The organism is Helicobacter sp., from assembly GCF_014799995.1.
In the GTDB taxonomy this organism is placed as follows: domain Bacteria; phylum Campylobacterota; class Campylobacteria; order Campylobacterales; family Helicobacteraceae; genus Helicobacter_D.
Window position 1 is genome coordinate 1 of record NZ_JAAVGY010000007.1, and the last position, 20805, is coordinate 20805.

At 38.4% G+C, this 20805-nt stretch carries 23 protein-coding genes; 17 read left to right on the forward strand and 6 right to left on the reverse strand.

Features of this window, described 5'->3' with window-relative positions; genetic code table 11:
* Together HDT10_RS01625 and gltS are read right to left on the reverse strand one after the other, a co-directional pair.
* Window positions 1–341 (reverse strand): hypothetical protein (locus HDT10_RS01625; RefSeq protein WP_290879290.1); only part of this gene is annotated, 341 nt, incomplete at its 3' end.
* A gap of 12 nt (window positions 342–353) precedes the next feature.
* Window positions 354–1562: a sodium/glutamate symporter gene (gene gltS / locus HDT10_RS01630; protein ID WP_290879293.1), complete on the reverse strand. Its 1209-nt coding sequence runs from the start codon at window positions 1560–1562 to the stop codon at window positions 354–356.
* A gap of 257 nt (window positions 1563–1819) precedes the next feature.
* Between gltS and HDT10_RS01635 the strand changes: the two genes are divergently transcribed.
* The 6 genes from HDT10_RS01635 (at window position 1820) to HDT10_RS01660 (ending at window position 7323) form a co-directional block, all read left to right on the forward strand.
* A complete protein-coding gene (locus tag HDT10_RS01635; protein ID WP_290879295.1) occupies window positions 1820–2938 on the forward strand; it encodes a hypothetical protein in 1119 nt (372 codons plus the stop codon).
* A complete protein-coding gene (locus tag HDT10_RS01640) occupies window positions 2935–3540 on the forward strand; it encodes a hypothetical protein (RefSeq protein WP_290879299.1) in 606 nt (201 codons plus the stop codon). Before HDT10_RS01635 ends, HDT10_RS01640 begins: the two co-directional genes overlap by 4 nt.
* Window positions 3537–3824: a hypothetical protein gene (locus HDT10_RS01645; protein WP_290879301.1), complete on the forward strand. Its 288-nt coding sequence runs from the start codon at window positions 3537–3539 to the stop codon at window positions 3822–3824. The genes HDT10_RS01640 and HDT10_RS01645 overlap by 4 nt, the downstream gene beginning before the upstream one ends.
* On the forward strand, window positions 3825–5309 hold the full coding sequence (mshL, locus tag HDT10_RS01650; RefSeq protein ID WP_290879304.1) for a pilus (MSHA type) biogenesis protein MshL: 1485 nt from the start codon (window positions 3825–3827) through the stop codon (window positions 5307–5309).
* 77 nt (window positions 5310–5386) lie between these two features.
* Window positions 5387–6355: a DpnII family type II restriction endonuclease gene (locus tag HDT10_RS01655; protein WP_290879307.1), complete on the forward strand. Its 969-nt coding sequence runs from the start codon at window positions 5387–5389 to the stop codon at window positions 6353–6355.
* A 2-nt stretch (window positions 6356–6357) separates the two neighbouring features.
* Window positions 6358–7323: a site-specific DNA-methyltransferase gene (locus HDT10_RS01660; RefSeq protein WP_290879309.1), complete on the forward strand. Its 966-nt coding sequence runs from the start codon at window positions 6358–6360 to the stop codon at window positions 7321–7323.
* Window positions 7324–7351: 28 nt separating this feature from the next.
* Here the strand turns inward: HDT10_RS01660 and HDT10_RS01665 are convergent, their stop codons facing one another.
* The 4 genes from HDT10_RS01665 to rfaD are packed head-to-tail and all read right to left on the reverse strand — an operon-like array spanning window position 7352 to window position 10947.
* Window positions 7352–7801, reverse strand: a complete 450-nt coding sequence (locus HDT10_RS01665; protein WP_290879312.1) for a hypothetical protein — start codon at window positions 7799–7801, stop codon at window positions 7352–7354.
* Window positions 7802–8362 (reverse strand): D-sedoheptulose 7-phosphate isomerase, encoded by a 561-nt coding sequence (gene gmhA / locus HDT10_RS01670; RefSeq protein ID WP_290879315.1) that lies wholly within the window; start codon window positions 8360–8362, stop codon window positions 7802–7804. It abuts the gene before it with no gap.
* Complete coding sequence (gene rfaE1, locus HDT10_RS01675) at window positions 8363–9952, reverse strand: D-glycero-beta-D-manno-heptose-7-phosphate kinase (RefSeq protein ID WP_290879317.1); 1590 nt, start codon at window positions 9950–9952, stop codon at window positions 8363–8365.
* Window positions 9922–10947 (reverse strand): ADP-glyceromanno-heptose 6-epimerase, encoded by a 1026-nt coding sequence (gene rfaD / locus HDT10_RS01680; RefSeq protein ID WP_290879319.1) that lies wholly within the window; start codon window positions 10945–10947, stop codon window positions 9922–9924. The genes rfaE1 and rfaD overlap by 31 nt, the downstream gene beginning before the upstream one ends.
* Before the next feature lie 158 nt (window positions 10948–11105).
* Here rfaD and HDT10_RS01685 point away from each other — a divergent pair, with 158 nt between their 5' ends.
* The 11 genes from HDT10_RS01685 to HDT10_RS01735 all read left to right on the forward strand — a co-directional run bounded on the left by HDT10_RS01685 (window position 11106) and on the right by HDT10_RS01735 (window position 20605).
* Window positions 11106–11321: a hypothetical protein gene (locus tag HDT10_RS01685; protein WP_290879321.1), complete on the forward strand. Its 216-nt coding sequence runs from the start codon at window positions 11106–11108 to the stop codon at window positions 11319–11321.
* 275 nt (window positions 11322–11596) lie between these two features.
* On the forward strand, window positions 11597–12454 hold the full coding sequence (locus HDT10_RS01690) for an HDOD domain-containing protein (RefSeq protein ID WP_290879324.1): 858 nt from the start codon (window positions 11597–11599) through the stop codon (window positions 12452–12454).
* Window positions 12447–14612, forward strand: coding sequence for a ribonuclease R family protein (locus HDT10_RS01695; RefSeq protein ID WP_290879326.1), 2166 nt, complete (start codon window positions 12447–12449; stop codon window positions 14610–14612). Before HDT10_RS01690 ends, HDT10_RS01695 begins: the two co-directional genes overlap by 8 nt.
* Window positions 14612–15625, forward strand: coding sequence for a DNA polymerase III subunit delta (locus tag HDT10_RS01700; RefSeq protein ID WP_290879328.1), 1014 nt, complete (start codon window positions 14612–14614; stop codon window positions 15623–15625). Before HDT10_RS01695 ends, HDT10_RS01700 begins: the two co-directional genes overlap by 1 nt.
* A gap of 76 nt (window positions 15626–15701) precedes the next feature.
* A complete protein-coding gene (gene rpsF, locus HDT10_RS01705; protein WP_290879330.1) occupies window positions 15702–16097 on the forward strand; it encodes a 30S ribosomal protein S6 in 396 nt (131 codons plus the stop codon).
* Window positions 16098–16106: 9 nt separating this feature from the next.
* Window positions 16107–16643, forward strand: coding sequence for a single-stranded DNA-binding protein (locus tag HDT10_RS01710; RefSeq protein ID WP_290879333.1), 537 nt, complete (start codon window positions 16107–16109; stop codon window positions 16641–16643).
* A gap of 10 nt (window positions 16644–16653) precedes the next feature.
* Window positions 16654–16911: a 30S ribosomal protein S18 gene (gene rpsR, locus HDT10_RS01715; protein ID WP_290879336.1), complete on the forward strand. Its 258-nt coding sequence runs from the start codon at window positions 16654–16656 to the stop codon at window positions 16909–16911.
* 568 nt (window positions 16912–17479) lie between these two features.
* Window positions 17480–18073, forward strand: a complete 594-nt coding sequence (locus tag HDT10_RS01720; protein ID WP_290879338.1) for a DUF4879 domain-containing protein — start codon at window positions 17480–17482, stop codon at window positions 18071–18073.
* Window positions 18074–18092: 19 nt separating this feature from the next.
* Entirely contained in the window at window positions 18093–18473 is a 381-nt protein-coding gene (locus HDT10_RS01725; RefSeq protein ID WP_290879341.1) for a hypothetical protein, read from the forward strand.
* Window positions 18474–18775: 302 nt separating this feature from the next.
* Complete coding sequence (locus HDT10_RS01730) at window positions 18776–18985, forward strand: hypothetical protein (RefSeq protein ID WP_290879343.1); 210 nt, start codon at window positions 18776–18778, stop codon at window positions 18983–18985.
* A gap of 93 nt (window positions 18986–19078) precedes the next feature.
* A complete protein-coding gene (locus HDT10_RS01735) occupies window positions 19079–20605 on the forward strand; it encodes a YifB family Mg chelatase-like AAA ATPase (RefSeq protein ID WP_290879344.1) in 1527 nt (508 codons plus the stop codon).
* The last annotated feature ends 200 nt before the right edge of the window (window positions 20606–20805 follow it).

Genomic DNA, 20805 nt, shown 5'->3' on the forward strand with positions numbered 1-20805 from the left:
CTAAGTAATGTCCTTAATCTTAAGGCTTTTTGCGATTCTACAACATAAGGCTTAGAGGTTTTTGAGGCATTGGAGAGATTCAAAATTTCTTGCGTAATAGGTAAATTATGCTCTTTGGCAAAGTTCAGAGCTAGGAAATCCTCATTTTTAAAGGAATTGATTAGATTGCAAATCTTATTTGGAATCTTTTTGTCTATCTCCAAATATCCCACTTCAAAGCGTCTATTTTCAATAAAATCCCGAATCTTTTTCCTTAGATGCTTATTTTTCGTGCATTGCACACAAAAATTTGCCAAAAATCGCCGCGCGATTCTCATCATTAGCAAAAAATTATCTCTCATTTACAAATGCTCCTAGAAAAATGGCAATTTCAATACTCCGCTAATCACTAGCGCATTGATAATATCAATAAAAAATGCGCCCACAAGTGGCACGACAATAAAAGCGGTATGACTTGGTCCATAATGCGTAGTAACGGTTTGCATATTTACCATTGCCGTAGGAGTTGCCCCTAAGCCAAACCCACAATGCCCCGCCGCAAGCACTGCTGCGTCATAATCCTTACCGCAGAATCTAAAGGTAACCAACACCGCATACGCCACCATTACCACGACTTGACAGACCAAAATAATCACCATTGGGAGAGCCAAAGCTACGAGTTGCCATAGATTGATACTCATCAGCGCAAAGGCAAGAAACAATGAGAGGCTGACATTTCCAATCACAGAAACTTCCCTATCAAACACTTGATGAATCTTTGTCGCTTGTAGGATATTACGCAACAAAACACCAATAAACAAACACCACACAAAAGTAGGGAGAGTAAATCCCCCGCCACTATGAAGCATTTTAGCTATCTCTGTCCCGCCAAAGAGCGCAATCATAATCAATGCCAAGGATTCCACAAACGAACCTGCAGTAATCAAACGTTCTTTTTCTGGCTTTTCAAATCCCACAGGCAAATCGTTTTGGATTCGTTTGTCTGGCTCTAATTGATACTTTCGCACCAAGAATCTTGCCACAGGACCGCCCACGATTCCACCCATTACAAGCCCGAAAGTTGCGCTTGCCATTGCAACCTCCATACTTGCGGCAAACCCATAAGGAGCACCTTTGAAAATCTCCGCCCACGCAGCCCCTGTTCCGTGTCCGCCACTCATTGTAATAGAACCGCCCAACAATCCAATCACCGGATTGACGCCCAAGAGTGTCGCTACGCTTAACCCAATGAGGTTTTGCAAGATGAGCAACCCACTCACGACAAACAAAAAGATAATTAGCAGTTTTCCGCCCTTTTTAAGCGAAGCGAAATCCGCACTTAATCCAATACTCGTAAAGAATGCGAGCATTAAAGGGTCTTTTAAAGAACCATCAAACTTTAATTCTACCTTGCCGTAAGTGTAGAGCAAAAAAATCATTATTGCGACAATGATTCCCCCCACCACAGGTTCTGGGATATTATAATCACGCAATACCTTGACTCTTCCGATAATGATGCGTCCTAAGAGCAAGACAAAAATCATACTAAGCAGTGTGGCATAAACATTAAATGAAATCACCATAATAGCTCCTCGCCTGAAAATCCTTACATTGTAGTCAAAAGTGCATTAGAATCCAATAAGGTAAAATCCACACCAAAAGATTCAAACTCCAAGCCAATCCAAAACGCAAAATTTTTCCTTTGTTTGATACGAATCGTAACATTCTAATTCTCTGATTCCTTTTTCTATCCAACTTCATTTTCAAAGCCAAATAGTTTAAACATTTTTAAGCTATTATCGGAAACTTATACGCATATTTTATAAAAGGCTTGGAGAGTTTGAAGAGTTTTGAAAACAAAGAAATTGTTTTTTATACCTTAATCTTAAAGGAACAAGAACAACAAAGCATTCAAGAATCTCCGGAAATTATAGAGGATTTTTTAGAAGACAAACTCTGCTCCTTACTCAATCTGCCCCGCACTTGTGAATATTTTTTGCGTTTTTGGCACACGCAAGATTCTAAAGCTTACCACTGCTTGCTACTCAACAAGGACGCGCTTAAAAGCTATGTGAGCAATGCAGAAACTTACCTTAGCCACCCTTGTTTTTTGTGCGCACAATTTTTGCAACCTGATAGCCCACAATCCCAAGCCTTTTTGGTATTGGATTCTTATGCGCAATGGACACTGATTCATTACTATCAAGGCGAAATAGTATTTTTACAACCAATGAAAAACCTTGAAGCTGCACGAGAAAAACTTGAGACTTTGCGCCAAAAGGCGACAAATTTTTCTCTCACTCTCTGGATAATCCCTCCAATCAACCCGACACAATCTCAAGCAATAGAGGCATTCCAATCACAATTTGACGCACGCATTCTTTCTTATAAACTAGAGGAGGTTGCGCCACTTGATTCTTTTAATTTCAATCCTCTTGAAAAGACGCTTCCTCTAGGCAAACAACAAATCGGTAAGGCATTGAAGTTTGGCGCATTGGGTGCTTGTATCGGCATTGGAATCTGGCTTGTATTATGGATTCTTAACCTGCTAGAGAATAGAGAAATAAATGATTTGCAGGCGCATATCAAGGAACAAAATATCAAGATTCAGTATCAAAAGCAAAACTACACAGAATCCCAAAAACAAATCTTGCATTTACAAGAAAAGTTAGAATCCCTACAATCCCTCCATAACCAAAATGCACAATTCCTCAAAAACGCTATGCCTAATGCAACACGCCTTGTGCCGTTTTTTAGCACCATTAACCCGCTTTTGCAACAATACAATGTAAAGATTGCTTATTTGGGATTAAGAGATAAAGACTTGGTATGCCTGCTTCTTAAGGGGAAAAACACGCTGCAAATTTTAGAGGAATTAGAAAAACTCCATTGGGGCGATGTGCAGAGCCTAGAAAGTTATCAAGGCTTTTATTGGATTACACTTAGGATTCCACAATGAACAGAGCAAATGAGATTTTAAGCCTAGCTTGCAAAAAGGCTGAAGATTATTTGAATGCACGAACTAAACGCGAGTTAATTTTGTTGTTTATTTTTTGTTTTTTGGTAGGCTTTATGGCAGTCTTTAGCCTAAGCTTCGAGGGTGCAAAACAATCCCTAGAGACAAAAAGTCAAATCAAACTCCGACTAGAAAAGGAACTTGCCAATCTGCAAGACACCCTTCAAACGACCCAAATCACCGATAATACAAAGTCTTTACAAAGCTCTATTTTGGATTTAGAACAAAAAATCTCACTGCAAAACAAACAAAAAAATCTTTTGCAAAAGAAATCTAGCGTCTATGCTCTAACACAAATTGCGGATTCTAACAACCTACGCAATTTCACTCTCTCCCAAGAAAAAGAACGCATTTTGCTAAGTGCGCAAGGGAAATATAAAGATTTCATCGCCTTTTTAGAAAACCTGGAATCGCAAGCGCATTTAGAGATTCATCATCTCTCGCTTTACCCCAATCCTTTGGAACAAAACTTGGAATTTTATGCAGAGATTTTATTCTACAAAAGAGCAGAAAGAGAGTTGAATCCCACAAAGGAATCCGAATGAAATCTCTACTCTTAAGCTTAAGTCTAGTCCTTGCTTATGCGGAGTTTGACCCGTTTTACTATGGTGAAAACTCTCTCAAAAGCGAGGAATTGAATCTCTATGGATTGATGAATGAGAGCGCAAACTTCAATGGCAAGTGGCACAAAATCAACGCTATTATTGAAATGCAAGGGACGAGCTTTAAGATTCTAAAAATTCAAAATTCTTGCGTGGTAATAGAGGAAATCTCCACGCAAACACAGAGCAAAATCTGTTTGCAAAAACCCAAATTATTAAGGAATTAAATGTGTTTTTTTAAATTGAGTTTAATGATATTTTTCTTTTTCACGCCACTTTTTGCGTGTCAAAATCGCCTCTTTAATCTCTCTTTACAAGATTATCCCATTAAAGTGGGTGAGATTTTGAACGAATTTTCTCGTGAATGTCATTTTAGCGTTGTTTGGGACGAGGCGGAAATAGAATCCCGACTGAATCAAAACTTATCTATGGTTAATTTTAAAGACAAAGATTTGAATTTTATCCTTGAATTGCTCCTCAATGCAGCCAATCTACACTATTCGTTTGACAAAGATATTTTAAAACTCAAAATCAATGAAACCAAGACTTTTAAAATCAACTACCTAAGCACGAATCGGCAAGGCATTAGCAACACCTCTGTTTCTATCAACAATGAGGAGAGGCAAAACACTTATAGCACACAAACACAAGAGGATAACTCAAGCAAATCCGGAATCAATATCAAAAGCGAAGATGGGTTTAACTTCTGGGAAACGATTGAAACGGAAATTTTAACGATGATTGGTGCAAAGCCCGAAGAGGGACGCGTTATTATCAATCGTGGTGCGGGACTTATTAGCGTCAAAGGCGACAAAAAAGCAATCCAAAAGGTAGAATCCTATATCCAAAACCTGCACGAACGCTTACAACAACAGGTTTTGATTGATGTGCATATCCTAAGCGTCTCGCATAAAAACACAGAAACTTTGGGAATCAATTGGGAAAGTCTTTATGACTTGCAAAACCTTGCGATTCCGCCTTTTACAGAGAGTGCAAGCCTAGGAGGCAAAGGCGAAATGGGCAATGTGAGCGGGCTGAACCTCATCGGTGGAGAGGGAGGACGCAGTTTGCATTATGGCTTGAACATTTTTTCACAAGGCGTCAGTCTCACACGCATTGTAGAATTTCTCAAAACCTATGGCACAGTGCAGTCTATCTCTAATCCCAAAGTCTTAACACTCAACAACCAACCCGCAATGATTAGCGTAGGGGATATTTTGCGCTATAAAAAGAGTAATATTTATCAAAACACCAATGCCCAAACCACGCTAACAAATACAGATAATGAATATCCTAGCATTTTTGCGGGTGTGTTGCTAGACATCACGCCTCTTGTCTTTGGAGAAGAAATTATGCTCAAAATCAATCCCTCTATCACAAAAACCAAAGACAATAAAAGCGAGATTCCAAGCAATGCCTTTGACACCCCACCCAATCTTACGACTAACCAACTAAGCTCTATCGTCAAAGTCAAGAATAATCAAAAAATTATTCTTGGTGGGCTTATTTCCCAAAACACGCTCCACCAACAAAGCAAAATCCCATTGCTTGGGGATATACCGCTACTGAAATTTCTGTTTTCCTATACGCAAGAGGTGCAAAATACAGAGGAAATTATTTTCATCATTGAACCCAAAATCATTACAGACAATAAACTCACCCTAGAATCGCTAGGCTATCGCTTGATAGATGAAGAGAAAGTCAATCAATGAGGCAAGAACCTTAAAGGAATAAATTTGGTAAAATATCGGGATTTGATGTAGAGACAATAATTATTTCAAGGATATAAATGGAAAAAAAATACAATATCGTCATTGAGAAAAATTCCTTTTATTTTTCAAATCTACAATTTGAAGAAAACTATGAAGCAAATACGATTAATCTTATAAAAACTCTGCTTCTGAATTTGCAAAATCAAATCTTAAATCAAGGTTGCAAAGAAGAAGTTTTTGTCAATTTCATACAAGCAAATGAATTTGGCTTGGAATCTCTACTTGTGCTTAATGGTATTGCCAATGAAAATCTCAAAAGAATTATTACAATTGCACGCATTGTAAAGGATAATGATTTATCAACGCTTCTAAATATGCAGCATTGGAATACTCATAATGTAGAATCTGATTTAAAAGAATGGGGTGATAAAAAAATAAAAAATCTCATCAAAAATAATCAAAATTTTGCGAGAGGTTTAATTAATCTCTTTTTTTGGGGCTCATCTAATCCTTTTTTAGCTAAAACTTTGCCTTTATTTGAGCTCAATAAATTAAATCTTCAAAAAATCAATTTTGATTCAAATGCGATGATTGATACGCTTATTCGTTATCGCCAAAAAGGAAGTTATTCTGGTGCTATGCAGAATAATCCAGAATCTGCAATTAGAGAAATTCTCGCTTGCTTGCATATTCCTTATGAGAGTGGAGATTTACCACTTTTAAGTTTAAATGAAAATCTTAATAAGCGCACTATGGATTTTATTATTCCAAACAAACAAAATCCACAAATTATCATAGAATCTTCTTTTTTGAGCACAACAAGTTCTGGTCAAGGCGATAAAGCAAAAACAGAGATTGCGGTAGCAGGGTTAATCAAAAAGCATTATCCAAATGCTAAATTTTATGGTTTTATTGATGGAATTGGTTGGTATGTGAGAAAGCAAGATTTAAAACGAATGGTTGAAGCCTATGATGAAGTTTTCACCTTTCGTTCCGATGAATTGCAACGATTTAAATTGATGATAAAAAATATTTTTAAGGTGTAAAAATGGAAAATTTGCCTATTAATCAAATTTTGCAAGGGGATTGTTTGGAATTATTTAAAAAAATCCCAAACAATAGCATTGATTGCATTTTTGCTGACCCACCCTTTAATCTTAGAAAAAAATACAACTCTCACAAAGATAAACTTTTAGAATCTGAATATTTACAATGGTGTGAAAAATGGATAAATGAATGCGTTAGAGTGGCAAAAGAAGATGGTTTTATTTTTCTGCACAATATTCCTAAATGGCTTATTTATTATGCAAATTTTTTAAACAAAACAAGTTTTTTTAGGCATTGGATAAGTTGGGAAGCAATGACAGCTCCAATGGGAAAAACCTTGCAACCCGCACATTATGGAATATTGTTTTATTCTAAAGGTGAAGCCAAAAATAGATTCAAAGAAATTCGCTATCCACATAAAAGAGACAGGAAGGGTATTTTAGTTAAAGACTATGGAGGGAAAAAGGGTATCCTACATCCTTTTGGACCTCTTTGTTCTGATGTTTGGACTGATATTCATCGTATAAGACACGCAAAAAATAGAGATAATCACCCCTGCCAACTTCCATTGCATCTGCTTGAGAGAATTATTTTAATGAGCAGCGAAGAGGGCGATACGATTTTAGACCCATTTTTAGGAACAGGAACAACAGCACTAGCGGCAAAAAGATTGGGTAGAAATTTTATAGGTTTTGAAAAGGATAATGAATATTGTCAAATTGCAAAAAATAAAATTGAAAACGAAACCTTTATTTCTAAAGTGGGCAAAAGTTGGGTGAGCTTTTATCTCAATGAAATTGTGAGCTTAAGGGAATGTGATTGGGAAAATCTTAAATTTTATTTTGAGATTCCACACAACATTAAAGAAGTTGATAAGAAAAAAATAAAATTAAACAAAAATATAAATAGCTTCCCTCCTACGCAAGAATATTCTTTGTTTAGTCAAATGGAAAATGCTGCTAGTTAATCTATGACTAGGTTTTTGAAGCGATAAATTAAACTCCAAAGAATCCCCTTAAATCATTATTGAAATACATTTCTAACATTTTCGCACATTGTGGGCAGAGTTTCAAGGGTTTGTCATTAAAAAACTTCGTCTGCACCTTGTGCGAATAAATCCCTAGAAAAAAGCGTAAATCCAATGAAATCGTGATGATAAAATCCGGATTCTTAAGATTTTCCCTGCATTCCTCACACCCGCACAAATGCACATTAGGGTCGCCCAAGCTCCTAAATGCTGCTTCTTGGATTCTCGCTTGATAGAGCATTACTTTGCAAGCCTTACCATTAGAAAAATTAAAATAAATCCCTTTCGCATCGGCAAACAAATCCGCGAAGTTGGCTTTGATTCCCTCTCCTTGAAGTTGTGCAAAAAGCGCGGAATTTAGCAGGCTAAAATTAGAATTTCCGCACGCTTCAATCGTCTTTTCAAAAAAATCTCGCAATTAATACACCCTCTCAATCAAATCACAAAGAATATGTCCCATTAAAATGTGCATTTCCTGAATACGTGGCGTATCATTGCTTGGAGAAATCAGTAGCACATCGCAGAGATTCCGCATTTCTCCCCCCTCACGTCCGCTAAACCCTAGAGTCTGACAACCTATTTCGCGTGCGACTTTTAGGGCATTTAAGACATTCTTACTATTTCCACTCGTGGAGATTCCAAGTAGCAAATCTCCGCTTTTTGCCAATGCCTCAACCTGCCTAGAAAACACGGAATCATAGCCATAATCATTGCCAATCGCAGTGAGCGCGCTCGTATCTGTTGTAAGCGCAATCGCGCACAAGCCTTTGCGCTCTTTTTTATATCTCCCTGTTAATTCTGCTGCAATATGCTGGCTATCTGCGGCACTTCCACCATTGCCACAGAGTAGAATCTTTCCGCCATTTTTCAAGGTGCTTATCGCCATTTGTGCGGCTTTTTGCAAATCCTCCGCTAAAGATTCCATTTTTTGCGCACTCTCTAAGTGCGAGTGAATCTCCTCTAAGATAATCTGTTTCATTTAAGATTCCTTTATTTTTTGGATTAATTGGGTTGTGCTCTTGCCCTCCACAAATTCTATCAAGCGCACCACATCGCTAAACTCACTTCCTACCACTTCCTTGCCCTGATAATCCGCACCTTTTACTAACACATTAGGGCGAATCCTTGCAATCAAGTTTTGTGGCGTGTCCTCACTAAATACTATCACAAAATCCACACATTCCAGAGCGCAAAGCATTGCGATTCTCTCTTGCTCACTATTAATAGGGCGCGATTCCCCTTTAAGTCGCTTGATAGAATCATCACTATTTAAGCCCACGATGAGTAAATCTCCCAAAGCACGCGCTTTGTGCAAATAATCAATATGCCCTAAGTGCAAAATATCAAAGCAACCATTGGTGAAAATCACTTTGTAATTTTCTCTTTTTAATTGCGCAAGGGATTCTAAAAATACATCAAAGTCTTGCGCCTTAACCCATTTATCCCAATAAGGATTTGGGGGCTGCCTCTTAAGAATCTTTGCGATTTGCCTGCCCAACTCTACGCCACTAGATACAAAGTTTTCTGTGCCAAAGATTTTTAAAAATTGCGCATTTGCCAAAGTAGAATCCAAAAGATTATTGCGCCTAAGATAAGCAAGAATCTCTGCTTTGCTCGCTGTCGCAGAGCCGACTTTGCTCACCACAACTGCTGCTGCAGCATTGGCGAAATACACGCTTTGGTAAATCGGCTCACCCAATGCGAGCATATAAGCCAAAGAGGCAATCACCGTATCCCCTGCTCCTGTTACATCAAAGACTTCCCGCGCAATCGTTGGGATTCTCTCTAGCTTAATGTTATCTCCTTGCACAGAATCCCTTTGTACAAATGCGATTCCGTCTTCGCTTAGGGTGATGAGCGAGATTTCTAATTCGCATATTCTTTGTAACTCTAGGATACAACTTTTAAGAGAATCCTCATCACAAATCGCGATTCCTGTGGCTTGTATTGCCTCTTTTTTGTTAGGAGTAAGCAGGGTTGCACCCTTGTATTTGCGATAATCTCTACCCTTTGGGTCAGCCAAAATCGGGAGATTATGTGTTTTTGCCAAAGCAATTAACTCTTGCGTCAATCTTTCGCTTAGCACACCCTTTTGATAATCACTTAGCACGAGACATTGGATTTTGGATTCCGTAATAGTCGTTTTGACAAAATCCAAAATAAACTCTTCGCCCTCTTTAGAGATAGGGCTTTTGTCCTCTCTATCAATGCGCACGACTTGCTGGTGTGCGGCAATCAAGCGCGATTTCTGTGTCGTGGGACGTGAGGGATTCATAAAAATACCTTGTGTTTGAATGCCTCTACTCTCTAATTCTTTCTTGAGTGCTCCTCCTGCCTCATCACAACCCGCTACGCCACAAATCCATACATTGGATTCTAAGCTCACAAGATTATTTGCCACATTACAAGCACCGCCCAAGTTTAACGATTCTTTCTTGACATCAATCACTTGCACGGGTGCTTCTGGCGAAATGCGTTCGCAATTCCCCCAAATATAATGGTCTAAAATCAAATCACCTACAACTAAAATATTGGGTTTCACGCATTGTTTCCTAGAACTTCGTCCCATAAATTACTCTTATGGATTGCTTTGATTTGGCTTAAATAATTTTTGATTCCTACTTCTAGTGAGAATCGCGGCTGATAATTTAAGAATTTTTCGCTCAAAACGATATTGGCTTGTGTGTGTGTTTGAAAAAACTCATAAGGATTCTCAATATATTCCACTTCAAACTCTCCCAGATCCACTTTCAAGCACTCTACAATCTCATTATAGCTTCTTGCCTTACCACTGCCGACATTATAGACTCCGCTTTTCTTGGCTTTGATTGCTTTGACATTGGCTTGAATTACATCTTGGATATACACGAAATCGCGTTTTTGTTCTCCCATTTTAAACAAACGCACTTTTTTAGACTTCAAGGCTTGCAAGCCTAGTTGTAAAATCATTGAAGCGGTTTTGCCTTTATAAACTTCATTCTCGCCATAAACATTAAAATAACGCAAACCCACAATATTTAAAAGCGGAAAATTCTTTAAATATTTGAAAGTCAAATTGTCCATCATTAGCTTAGAAAACCCATAAACATTTTCTGGAATCTCTCCACTTCCAATGCTATTGGGTGCGGGACTATTCCCATAAACCCCTGCACTAGAGGCATAAATCATACTCGCATTGCTACGCAATGCCAAATCCAACAAATCCTTATACGCATTCACATTCGCACGCAAAACCGCTTCCTGATTCCTCACCGTAGTATCAGAAATAGCGGCTTGATGAAAAATATAATCAAATTTTCGCTTCTCTAGCCTCTCCAAATCCTCTTTATTGGTAATATCCCCGACAATCACTTCACCACGAAAATCAAGCAAATTTTTAAAATGCCCTAAAGATTTCCAATTGCCATTGCCAAATTTTGTTTCACTTCTAAAGCTATCAAACACCACTACTTCCGCATCTTTATGGTGCTTTTGAAAATAAAGTGCGAGATTTGAGCCAATAAATCCTGCCCCCCCTGTGATTAAGATTCGCTTTCCTTTCAAAGAATCATCAATATATTGCAAATTATCTCCTTTCAAAGATTTAAAGCTATTTTAGCAAAATTCTAGGCATTTGCGATAAAAGACGCGAGGAAATCTTAAATTAATTCTTTCTTAAGAATCAAGAATGTAAGATTAAATCCAAAGTGAGGCATTAAGTTTAAGTGAGATTGTGAATTAAAATGAAAAAGCAATACACCAAATACCACGACATCAAAGGCAAAAGGCTATGTATAGGGGACTATGCAGAGATAACACCGCTTAAAGTGGGGGAAACTTTTGAAGTGGAAGTTGTAAAATGTAAAAATGGCGAGATTGCTTTATATTGTGAAACCACAAACCAATATTTTACGCATTGCGATATTTTGTATCAAATCATAAGAAAGACTAAAAAATAAAATTGAATTAAAGCCTAGAGAAAGAGCCCTTACAAAACAATCCAAATTTCTTGTTCTTAAAAAACAATAATTGTGCCCAAAAATGTCTTTTATTAGATTCTAACTCTATACTTTTTCAAAACAAAAAAGTTTCAAAAAGTTCAACAATTTAGAGAGATTATGCTATCATTTCGCATTTTATTGATTCTTTGATTCTTTGATTCTTTGATTCTTTGATTCTTTGATTCTTTGATTCTTTGATTCTTTGATTCTTTAAATTTTGGATTGAATTTATTATGTTGAAAAATACAATGAAAGACTTTGTAATCAATGAAATTGACGCTTTACCCCCATTGCCCGAAACAATCGTTGAGCTACAAAGGGTTTGCTCACGCGAAAATTCTAGCATTAAGCAAGTAGCTAATGTCATTGAGCAAGACCCCTTTTTGACAATGGATTTAATCAAAAGTGCTAATTCTCCTCTCTATGGCTATCATCGTGAAGTCAATTCTATCTTGCAAGCCGTTTCAATGTTTGGAATCTCCACTTCAAAGGGCTTAGCAATTGCAAGCGCAATGCGGGCAAAATTCATCATAGATTTGACACCCTATCAGCTAGAAGTCAGCCAATTTGTTGATGTTTCCAATATCAAAAATGCCTTTTTATGTCGCTGGCAGCAAAAAAACATTCATTTGCTAGAGGTTTTAGTCCCCTGCGCACTTGTAATGCACATTGGTATGGTGATTATCTCAAATTGCTTAAGGCGAGCCAACCAACAAAAAGAATTTATGCAAAAGATTAATCCTTTCAGTTTTTTAGAAGTTGAACAAAATATGCTTGGCTGCAATCAATTTGAAGTTTTAGAATATTTGTTTGAGCATTGGAGCTTTGAAGAAACAATGGTGCAGGTAATGCACTATCTCAATCACCCAACTCCACCCGAAAACTTGCAAGTCTATATTTATCCGCTAAGGGTGCTTAATGCACTCATTACCCCCTATGAAATCGCCAAACAAAAGCAAATTCTAGAGGCAAGAGACTTGGTGCAACAATACCACTTAGACTTAGAGGGCTTTGATATTACTTTAGAAAATATGCGGCTTGATACAGAAATGGATTCGCCTAATGAGGATTATTCTTTAGTTGATGAATGAGTTTTTGAATCTTTTGCAAGAGGGGATTCCGCTTGATTTAAAACTCGCAGATTCTTTTAAGCAAATCCTAGAATCGCTCCTGCGCCTTGAGGTGCTAACACTGCGCAAAAACCGCTATTTCTTGCAAAAACGATTCTGCATTGGTAGAGTAGAATTAGCGCGTGAGGGTTACGGGTTTGTGATTCCATTACCAAAATCCAAAAAGCAAGATTGGCTGGTAGAGAAAAACTTCCTAAAAGGTGCGCAAAGAGGCGATATTGTGCTCGCTAAAGCACTGCACAAAACCTTTCATAACCTCCGCCGTCCCCACGCAAAAATCCTCACTATCTTAGAATCCAAAGAGAAATTTGCCTTTTGCTATTTAGAAAAATACAAGCTAGACTGTATCGCTATTTCAATCCCCAATGAGATTCCTTATAAAATCAAAGCGAGCCAAAAATCACTCAAGACTTTGCCCTCGCATACAATCTTAAAACTCAATCCTAAAAATGGGGAGATTTTGGAGATTTTAGGCACATTAGATGACCCCAAAATAGACGAAATCCTTGCACTAAGCCTCTATGCAAGGCAGGAATCTTTTAGTCTCAATGCACAACTCCAAGCCGAGGGATTCCAAGAAGTGCGCCTAAAGGATTTCAAAGAACGCACAAATTGCACACATTTGCCCTTTTGTGCGATTGACCCACTAGGAGCAAAAGACCACGATGACGCAGTTTATTTTGATGCGGAATCCTCTGTGCTGTATGTCGCCATTGCCGATGTGAGCCATTATGTCCCCAAAGATTCCCCGCTAGATTTGGAGGCAAGGAATCGCGGCTTTAGCGTTTATTTCCCGCACAAATCTATTCCAATGCTACCACGCTCATTGAGTGAAAATCTTTGCTCATTGAATGAAGGTAAATTGCGTCTTGCAATGGTTTGGAAAATTCGCTTGCACAAGCGCACCCAAGCCGTGCTTCATAGCGAACTCTTTGAGGCAGTGATTAAGGTACGCCAAAAACTCACCTATGAAGCGGTAGATGAATTACTAAAAAACGGCACGAACAAGCATATTTTGCCCATATTAAGAAAGCCAATTCTTCATCTCCACTCCCTCGCCCAGAAGCTACGCAAGAGACGTTTGAAGCTTGGCTTTGACTTCTTAGGCGATGAAAAGATAATGCAACTAGACAAAAACCTAGAATTAAAAGACTTGAAAATAGAATCGCAAACGTCAAGCCACCAACTCATTGAAGAATGTATGCTGCTTGCAAACATTGAGAGTGCGAAGCTACAAACCCAAAAACTCACCCAAAAGGACGAAAGTTTAAAGCTAGGCATTTACCGCGTCCATTCACAGCCCAAATACGATGGAATCTTAGAGTTATTCACAGAACTTAAGGCATTAGGAATTTGGCAAAAAGCGATTCCGCGAAATATCAAAGACTTCCACCAAGCTATTTTGGAGGTGCAACGCATTGCAAAAGCAAGCAACATAGAGACAGAAGTAGATAAGTTTATCATCAAGTCTATGCCACAAGCGGCTTATGCAAGCCATAATATCGGACATTTTGGGTTAGGATTTGAAGCTTATAGTCATTTTACTTCTCCGATTCGCCGTTATGGCGACTTGCTTTTGCATAGAATCCTTAAAGCAAAAGTCAAGCTCTGCGAAGACTGTGAGACTAAGGAATCTCTCCCTTTGCTTTGCGAGACTTTAAGCCAAAAAGAACGTGAAGTCGCCAAGGTGGAAATGGACTTCAAAGACCGCAAATTCGCGCGATTCTTACACCATAGAATCGGGCAAGCCTTTCTTGGCTTTATCCTCAATGATTCCAAGCCCGAACTCATCTCGCTTACCACTCCTCCATTGCAAGGCGCACGCGTGATATGCCTCAAAGGCAATGGTGTCCAATATCAAAAAGTACGTGTTCAGATTGTAGAAGTCAATGTCGCAACTGCCAAAATTTATGGTAGAATCGTAGAAAGCTATAATGAAAGTCTTGGAATCGCAAATGAGCAGATTTCTCAATATCTCTTGACAAAGTCCAATCAGAAAGAAAAGCAAGCAAGGCAAAAAGCCAAAGAAAAGGCGCAAAATATAGCACAAAAAATCAAACGCGGCAAAAGGAATCGCAATGCAAAGATTCAATCTCTCCCGCGCCATAGAGGTAAATAATGTATAAAAAAGAATTGGACACCAAACTTGCCAAACAAGCAGAAATTCGCGCGATTTTGCTTTATGGTGAAGCAATGTTTTTAATCGGTTATTATGGGGAGAAAATCGCACAAAGGATTCTTGCAAAGGGTTGCGAAAAAAACAGCTTTTATTTTGGAGAATTTGATTTCCAAAATGCACTTGCTTGTTTTTCTCAAGGCTCACTCTTTGGCGATGAAACGCTTGTATGGATTAAAATTGATAAAAAGATTCCTAAAAAACAGCTAGATTCCTTGATAAAATCCCTCTTGCAAAATGGCGCAGGCTATCTCATCATAGAATTTTACCAAGCCGAAAACAAAAGTGCGGGAGAATATGCGGCGGACGCGCGCGCAATGGCTGCGAGTTTCCCCGCAAATCTTGCCAAAGCAGGAGTGTTTGAAGCGCGATTCTTCACGCCAAATCTCAATGAGGCAATGGGGATTTTAAAAGAATATGCGCAAAATCTCAAAATCCAAATTTCAGACTTTAACCTGCGCAAAATCTTAGAACAACAAAATTTTGATTTGGGATTAAGCATCGCCGAACTCCGAAAATATGCAATTTTTGACCAAGAAATCAATGCAGAAATAGTTGAGGGCTTGGGTTATAGTCTAGGCAGTGTCAAACTAGAAGAGATTTTAGAATCCTTGCTACTCAAAAAGCCTTATTTTGACAAATTATCCCAATTTTTAGAACAAGGATTTGAAGAAGTGCCGCTTATCAATGAAGTGCAAAAATACTTTTTCGTGCTTTTTTTGTTTGCAAGCCATATTAAAATCTATGGTGAAGCCTCATCGCAAGAGGTTTTGGGCTATAAACTGCCTCCTTTATTATTGGAGCAAAAAAAACGTTTTGCGATTCTCATCAAAGAATCCCAATATGAATTGATTTTTTCTATCCTCAATACTTGGCGGGAGGATTCTCTAAGGGGTATCAATAAAGGAAATGGATTTTTGAGTGCTTTAATGAAAATTCAAGCAATTTTAAGATAAAATCCGCCTCTTTACATTTGTAAATTTAATCCTTGCTCTTTTGAAATGCAAAAGGGCAAATCCATAAGGAGACTTTATGCGTTTTTACGAAACTATGTTTGTGGTTAAACCCACTCTGACACAAGAGGAAATCACTCAAAAGATTGATTTTTATAAAACCGCTATCATCAATAATGGCGGCGAAATTAGCGCAACTTTAGATATGGGTATGCGCAATCTTGCTTATGAAATCAAAAAAAACAAACGTGGCTATTATTTTGTCATTTATTTTAAAGCAGAATCAAAGCTCGTCTTAGAGCTAGAACGCCTTTACCGTATTAATGAAGATATTTTGCGCTTTATCGTGATTAAATACGAAAGCAAAAAAGAGCAAAAAGCGTGGGAAACTTTGGTAGATAGAACAATCAACAACAAAAAATCTACTCCCCTAAAAGAAAAAGAGGCGGAAGAAAAAGCAGCTTCTCAAGAATAAGGGTATTTGATGTTTAACAAAGTCATTTTAGTAGGAAACTTAACGCGAGATGTGGAATTGCGCTATTTGCCTAGTGGTTCTGCATTGGCGAAGCTCGGGCTTGCTGTGAATCGCCGTTTCAAAAAACAAGATGGTTCGCAAGGAGATGAGGTTTGTTATATTGATGTAAATCTCTTTGGGCGCACTGCTGAAGTGGCAAATCAATACCTTAGACGTGGCTCATCTGTACTGATTGAGGGACGTTTGGTCCTAGAAAGTTGGACAGACAATACCGGACAAAAGCGAAGCAAGCATAGCATTACTGCCGAAAATATGCAAATGCTAGGCTCAAGAAGTGAAGGCGGAAATTACGTTGGAAATAGTGGCAACAATGGAAATTATGGAAATAATTACCAAAATGAAAGCTATGGCGAAAATATGCACAACAATAGTGGTTACAACAACTATGAGAATCATCAAAACCCTCCAAGTGCGCCAAGACCTCAAAAAGCTAAAGAAAACGAAATTCCTGTAATTGACATTGATGATGAAGAAATACCATTTTAAAGGATAAATTATGGCAGAAAAGAAAAGATACTCCAAGAGATATTGCAGATACACAGAGGCAAAAATTGAATTCATTGATTACAAAGATGTAGAAATGCTCAAGCATTCACTCTCTGAACGTTACAAAATTATGCCTCGTCGCCTTACAGGCAACTCAAAAAAATGGCAAGAACGTGTAGAGGTTGCGATTAAACGCGCAAGACATATGGCATTGATTCCTTATATCGTGGATAGAAAAAAGGTGGTTGAAAACCCTTTTAAAATCTAATTGCACAAAACTCACAATGACAAAACCTAAAGCATCTGCTGACTTGCGTCATTGTGCGAGAATTTGAAAAACTTTCGCAGCAACCCCTTAAAACCATTCCTTGCGAACCTTTGTAAATTTATAATACTGCTTTTTGTCATTGCGAGACTTCGTAGAAGTCGTGGCAATCTATAATCTTAAACTTTAGCAAAATCAATCAATGGAATCTTAATGGCGAGATTCTAAATTGTGGATTGCTTCGGCTAAAGCCTCGCAATGACGCGGTAAAAAATGTCATTGCGAGATTCTGTAAGGAATCAAGGCGTAAGGTTTTATCTTGCGTCTTACCGCTTCGTCATTGCGAGAAAATTTGAAAAACTTTCGCGGCAATCCAAATGTAAGAATCTTACCTTAAAGATTCTATTGCAAATTTACTTTTTGCTTGGATTTGGATTGCTTCATCTCTCATTCTATTCGTTCCTCGCAAGGACGCGAAAGTATGCGCCTCGTCTGCTATTCTCATTCTGCATAATAGCTCAATGGAACACTTTTTGCTTTAGATTCTACATATTTTATTTAAAGAGTCAAAATGACAAGAAAATGTTTAAGTCTTGCACTTGCAAGTGTTTTAAGTTGTGGAATCGCATTTGCAACAGATAGCAACTATACCACAGAGGGCAAAGAGAAAATTACAAGGAATAGTGTCAATATCTTTTTAGAGCCAAATTCACCTTATAAAAATGAATTTCTTAGTGGTAAAATGGATAAGGCACTTGAAGCAATGAAAGAATCTTTTGAAAAGATGAAAAACAAACCTAGCCCAAAAGCACCTGCACCCGCTGTAAGTGATGTGCAAATTTTGGAGATTCAATCAACCGATGGCGGATATGAATATGTTTTTGGGAAAACAACGACAGATTTAAATCACGGAGGAAATTTATTTCAAGTTGGCACAGGAGTAACAGGCTATGGAGGAAATAGTTATGATAGCGCAACTTTTGCAGGAAATCAGGCGGTGCAATTAGATTCTATTGGTATGGATTTAACAGGAGATAATATCGTAGATGGTTTTTATGACCTTTGGGATATTTCGCGTCCTAGCAACTCCAATGGAGATTTTGTTTTCACTTCTCGTTCTATCAACCCAGGACCGACAATGAGCACTAAAATTTATATCAAGTGAAAAAACTATGGAATCACCTATGAATATTGATAGTGGGATTAATCCCACTATTGCAAACCAAATCCATCAAACCTCTAATCTAAACGATTCTAGCTCTCGTAATGAATTTGAGCTACTTATGACGCAAGTTTTAGAGGATTTACAGGAACAAGGCAGAGAGGGAGAGGCTTCAAATCTCTTCGCATTTGTTGGTGCTGCAAATTGGATATTGCGACACAGAGAGGGCGCACTAGCACAAAGCACAAACGATATTGCAAAGTTGATTCCCATTATAAAATCTCCGACAGATATTCAAAAAGGCACACATTTAGGGCAAGCAGAAAGCCAAGCACAATTTGAAATGCGAAAAGCAAAGACAATTGACATTTTAAGTGAGATTCTGCAAGGAATCAAGGCGTAAGGTTTTATCTTGCGTCTTACCGCTTCGTCATTGCGAATGAATCAAAACAATCTATAACATAGAATCTTGCCTTAAAGATTCCATTGTAAAATTTACTTTTGCTTGGATTTGGATTGCTTCATCTCTCATTCTATTCATTCCTCGCAATGACAAAAACTAAAATCGTCTGCTGACTTGTGTCATTGCAAGACTTTATGAAATAGAATTATGGCGTCGCTTTGCCGCTGTCATTGCGAGCATTTGCAAAAATGCGTGGCAATCTATAATATTAAACTTCAGCAAATAACGCAATGGAATCATAAATGAAAAAATCAAAAGCGAGATTCTGCATTATAGATTGCTTCGTCGTTTCACTCCTCGCAATGACTAGACGCAAGATGATAACTTATCGTCATTACACACCTTGCAACGATAAAACCGCATCTTATGACGCGCATTGCGCAAGCAACTCAACCCATACTCACAACGACAATCAAAAAAAGACAAGATTCCATAGCAGTGTTACTATTTGATTCAACCAAAAAATAATTTTGTAAAATCCGCTCCTTTTGTTTGCAATTCTCACCAACTTCCGATACACTGCAATCTAAAACTTAAGGAAAAATATGGGATTAAACCTACTCTATTGTGCGGCGCAAGTAGGGCTTGAAGCAAGGGTTGTAGAAGTGGAAGTGAGCTTTACGCGCGCTCTGCCTGCCTTTAGCATTACGGGGCTTGCAGGCAATGCAATCCAAGAATCCAAGCAACGCGTGCAATCCTCCTTGCTCGCAAATGGCTTCAAATTCCCACCGCTTAAAATCAATGTGAATCTCTCCCCCTCCGATATTCCAAAGCAAGGTAGCTTTTATGACTTGCCCATTGCCCTACTGATTGCGCTAAATGGCACTTGTGATTTGAACGAAATGACGCAAGGCACAGAATCCAAACCCAAACGATTCTTTGCCTTTGGCGAACTCGGGCTTGATGGACGCATCAAAGATAGCCCCTCTATCTATCCTTTGCTTTTTTCTCTTTTGAGCGACAAAGAACAAAAAGATTCGCTTTTCTTGCTTCCCAAAGTCGCGCAGGATTTTTATTCCAAACTCCCCAATCTGCAAGCTTACTATGTAGATTCGCTCCAAGAAGCAATCAAGATTCTACAAGAGCTACCTCCTTTAGAATCCCATTCTTGCGACTTGCCCTTTTGTTATCAAGAAATTGCGGGAGAGAAATATTACTACACCAAAGACTTTCCACTTGATTTTTCTGACATTATCGGACAAGAACGCGCCAAACGCGCGGCATTGATTGCAGCTTGTGGATTCCACAATCTTTTGCTTGAGGGAAGTGCAGGTAGCGGAAAAAGTATGATTGCTACGAGGATTCCCTATATTTTGCCCCCTCTAACCCTCTATGAGATTTTACAAATGGCGGCGAACACATTAGAAATCACCCCACACAGACCCTTTCGCAATCCGCATAATAGCGCGACCAAAGCCGCGATACTAGGAAGTGCGGTAGGACAGAATATCAAGCCCGGTGAAATTGGTATGGCAAACTATGGAGTTTTGTTTTTAGACGAATTGCCCCATTTCCCAAAAAGCATTTTAGAATCCTTGCGTGAGCCTTTGCAAAATCATTATTTCACGATTTCACGCTTACAAGCAAAAATTACCTATCCTACAAACTTTATGTTCGTAGGTGCGATGAATCCCTGCCCTTGCGGCAATCTCTTGAGCCTTAGCAAAGAATGTCGCTGCAATCAAAAAGAAATCAATGCCTACAAATCCAAGATTTCAGAACCTTTCTGGGATAGATTAGATTTATTTGTCCAAATGCAAGAGGGAGAGCAAAGCACACATCGCATAGATTCTCTAACTCTGCAAGATTCTATCCTGCAAGCTTTTATATTCCAAAAACAACGCGGACAAAAGTGCTTTAATTCTCGCTTACAAGGCGCGGAATTAGAGCAATATTGCGCACTTGACACTTCTACAAACGAGACACTAGAACTCGCTTGTAATCGCTTTGGAATCTCTCGGCGCGGACGCGATAAGATTTTGCGCACCGCACGCACGATTGCGGATTTGGATTCCTCTTTAGAGATTCGAAAAGAGCATTTATTGGAAGCCTTAAGCTTCCGCAAAATATAACTTCATAATTATTCCAAAATCACTTACCATTTGCGGCATTAGCTATCTCTTTTTTATAGAGATTCTTACGCTCTGCTTTATCTCCTTGCTTTCTTTTTTAATGAAGCGATAACAGAATCCTCACAATAACACAATTTCCTAAATTTAAAGTTACAACGCTTCTTGAAGCTATTTAAGCTATTTTTAGGGGGGGGGGGGGG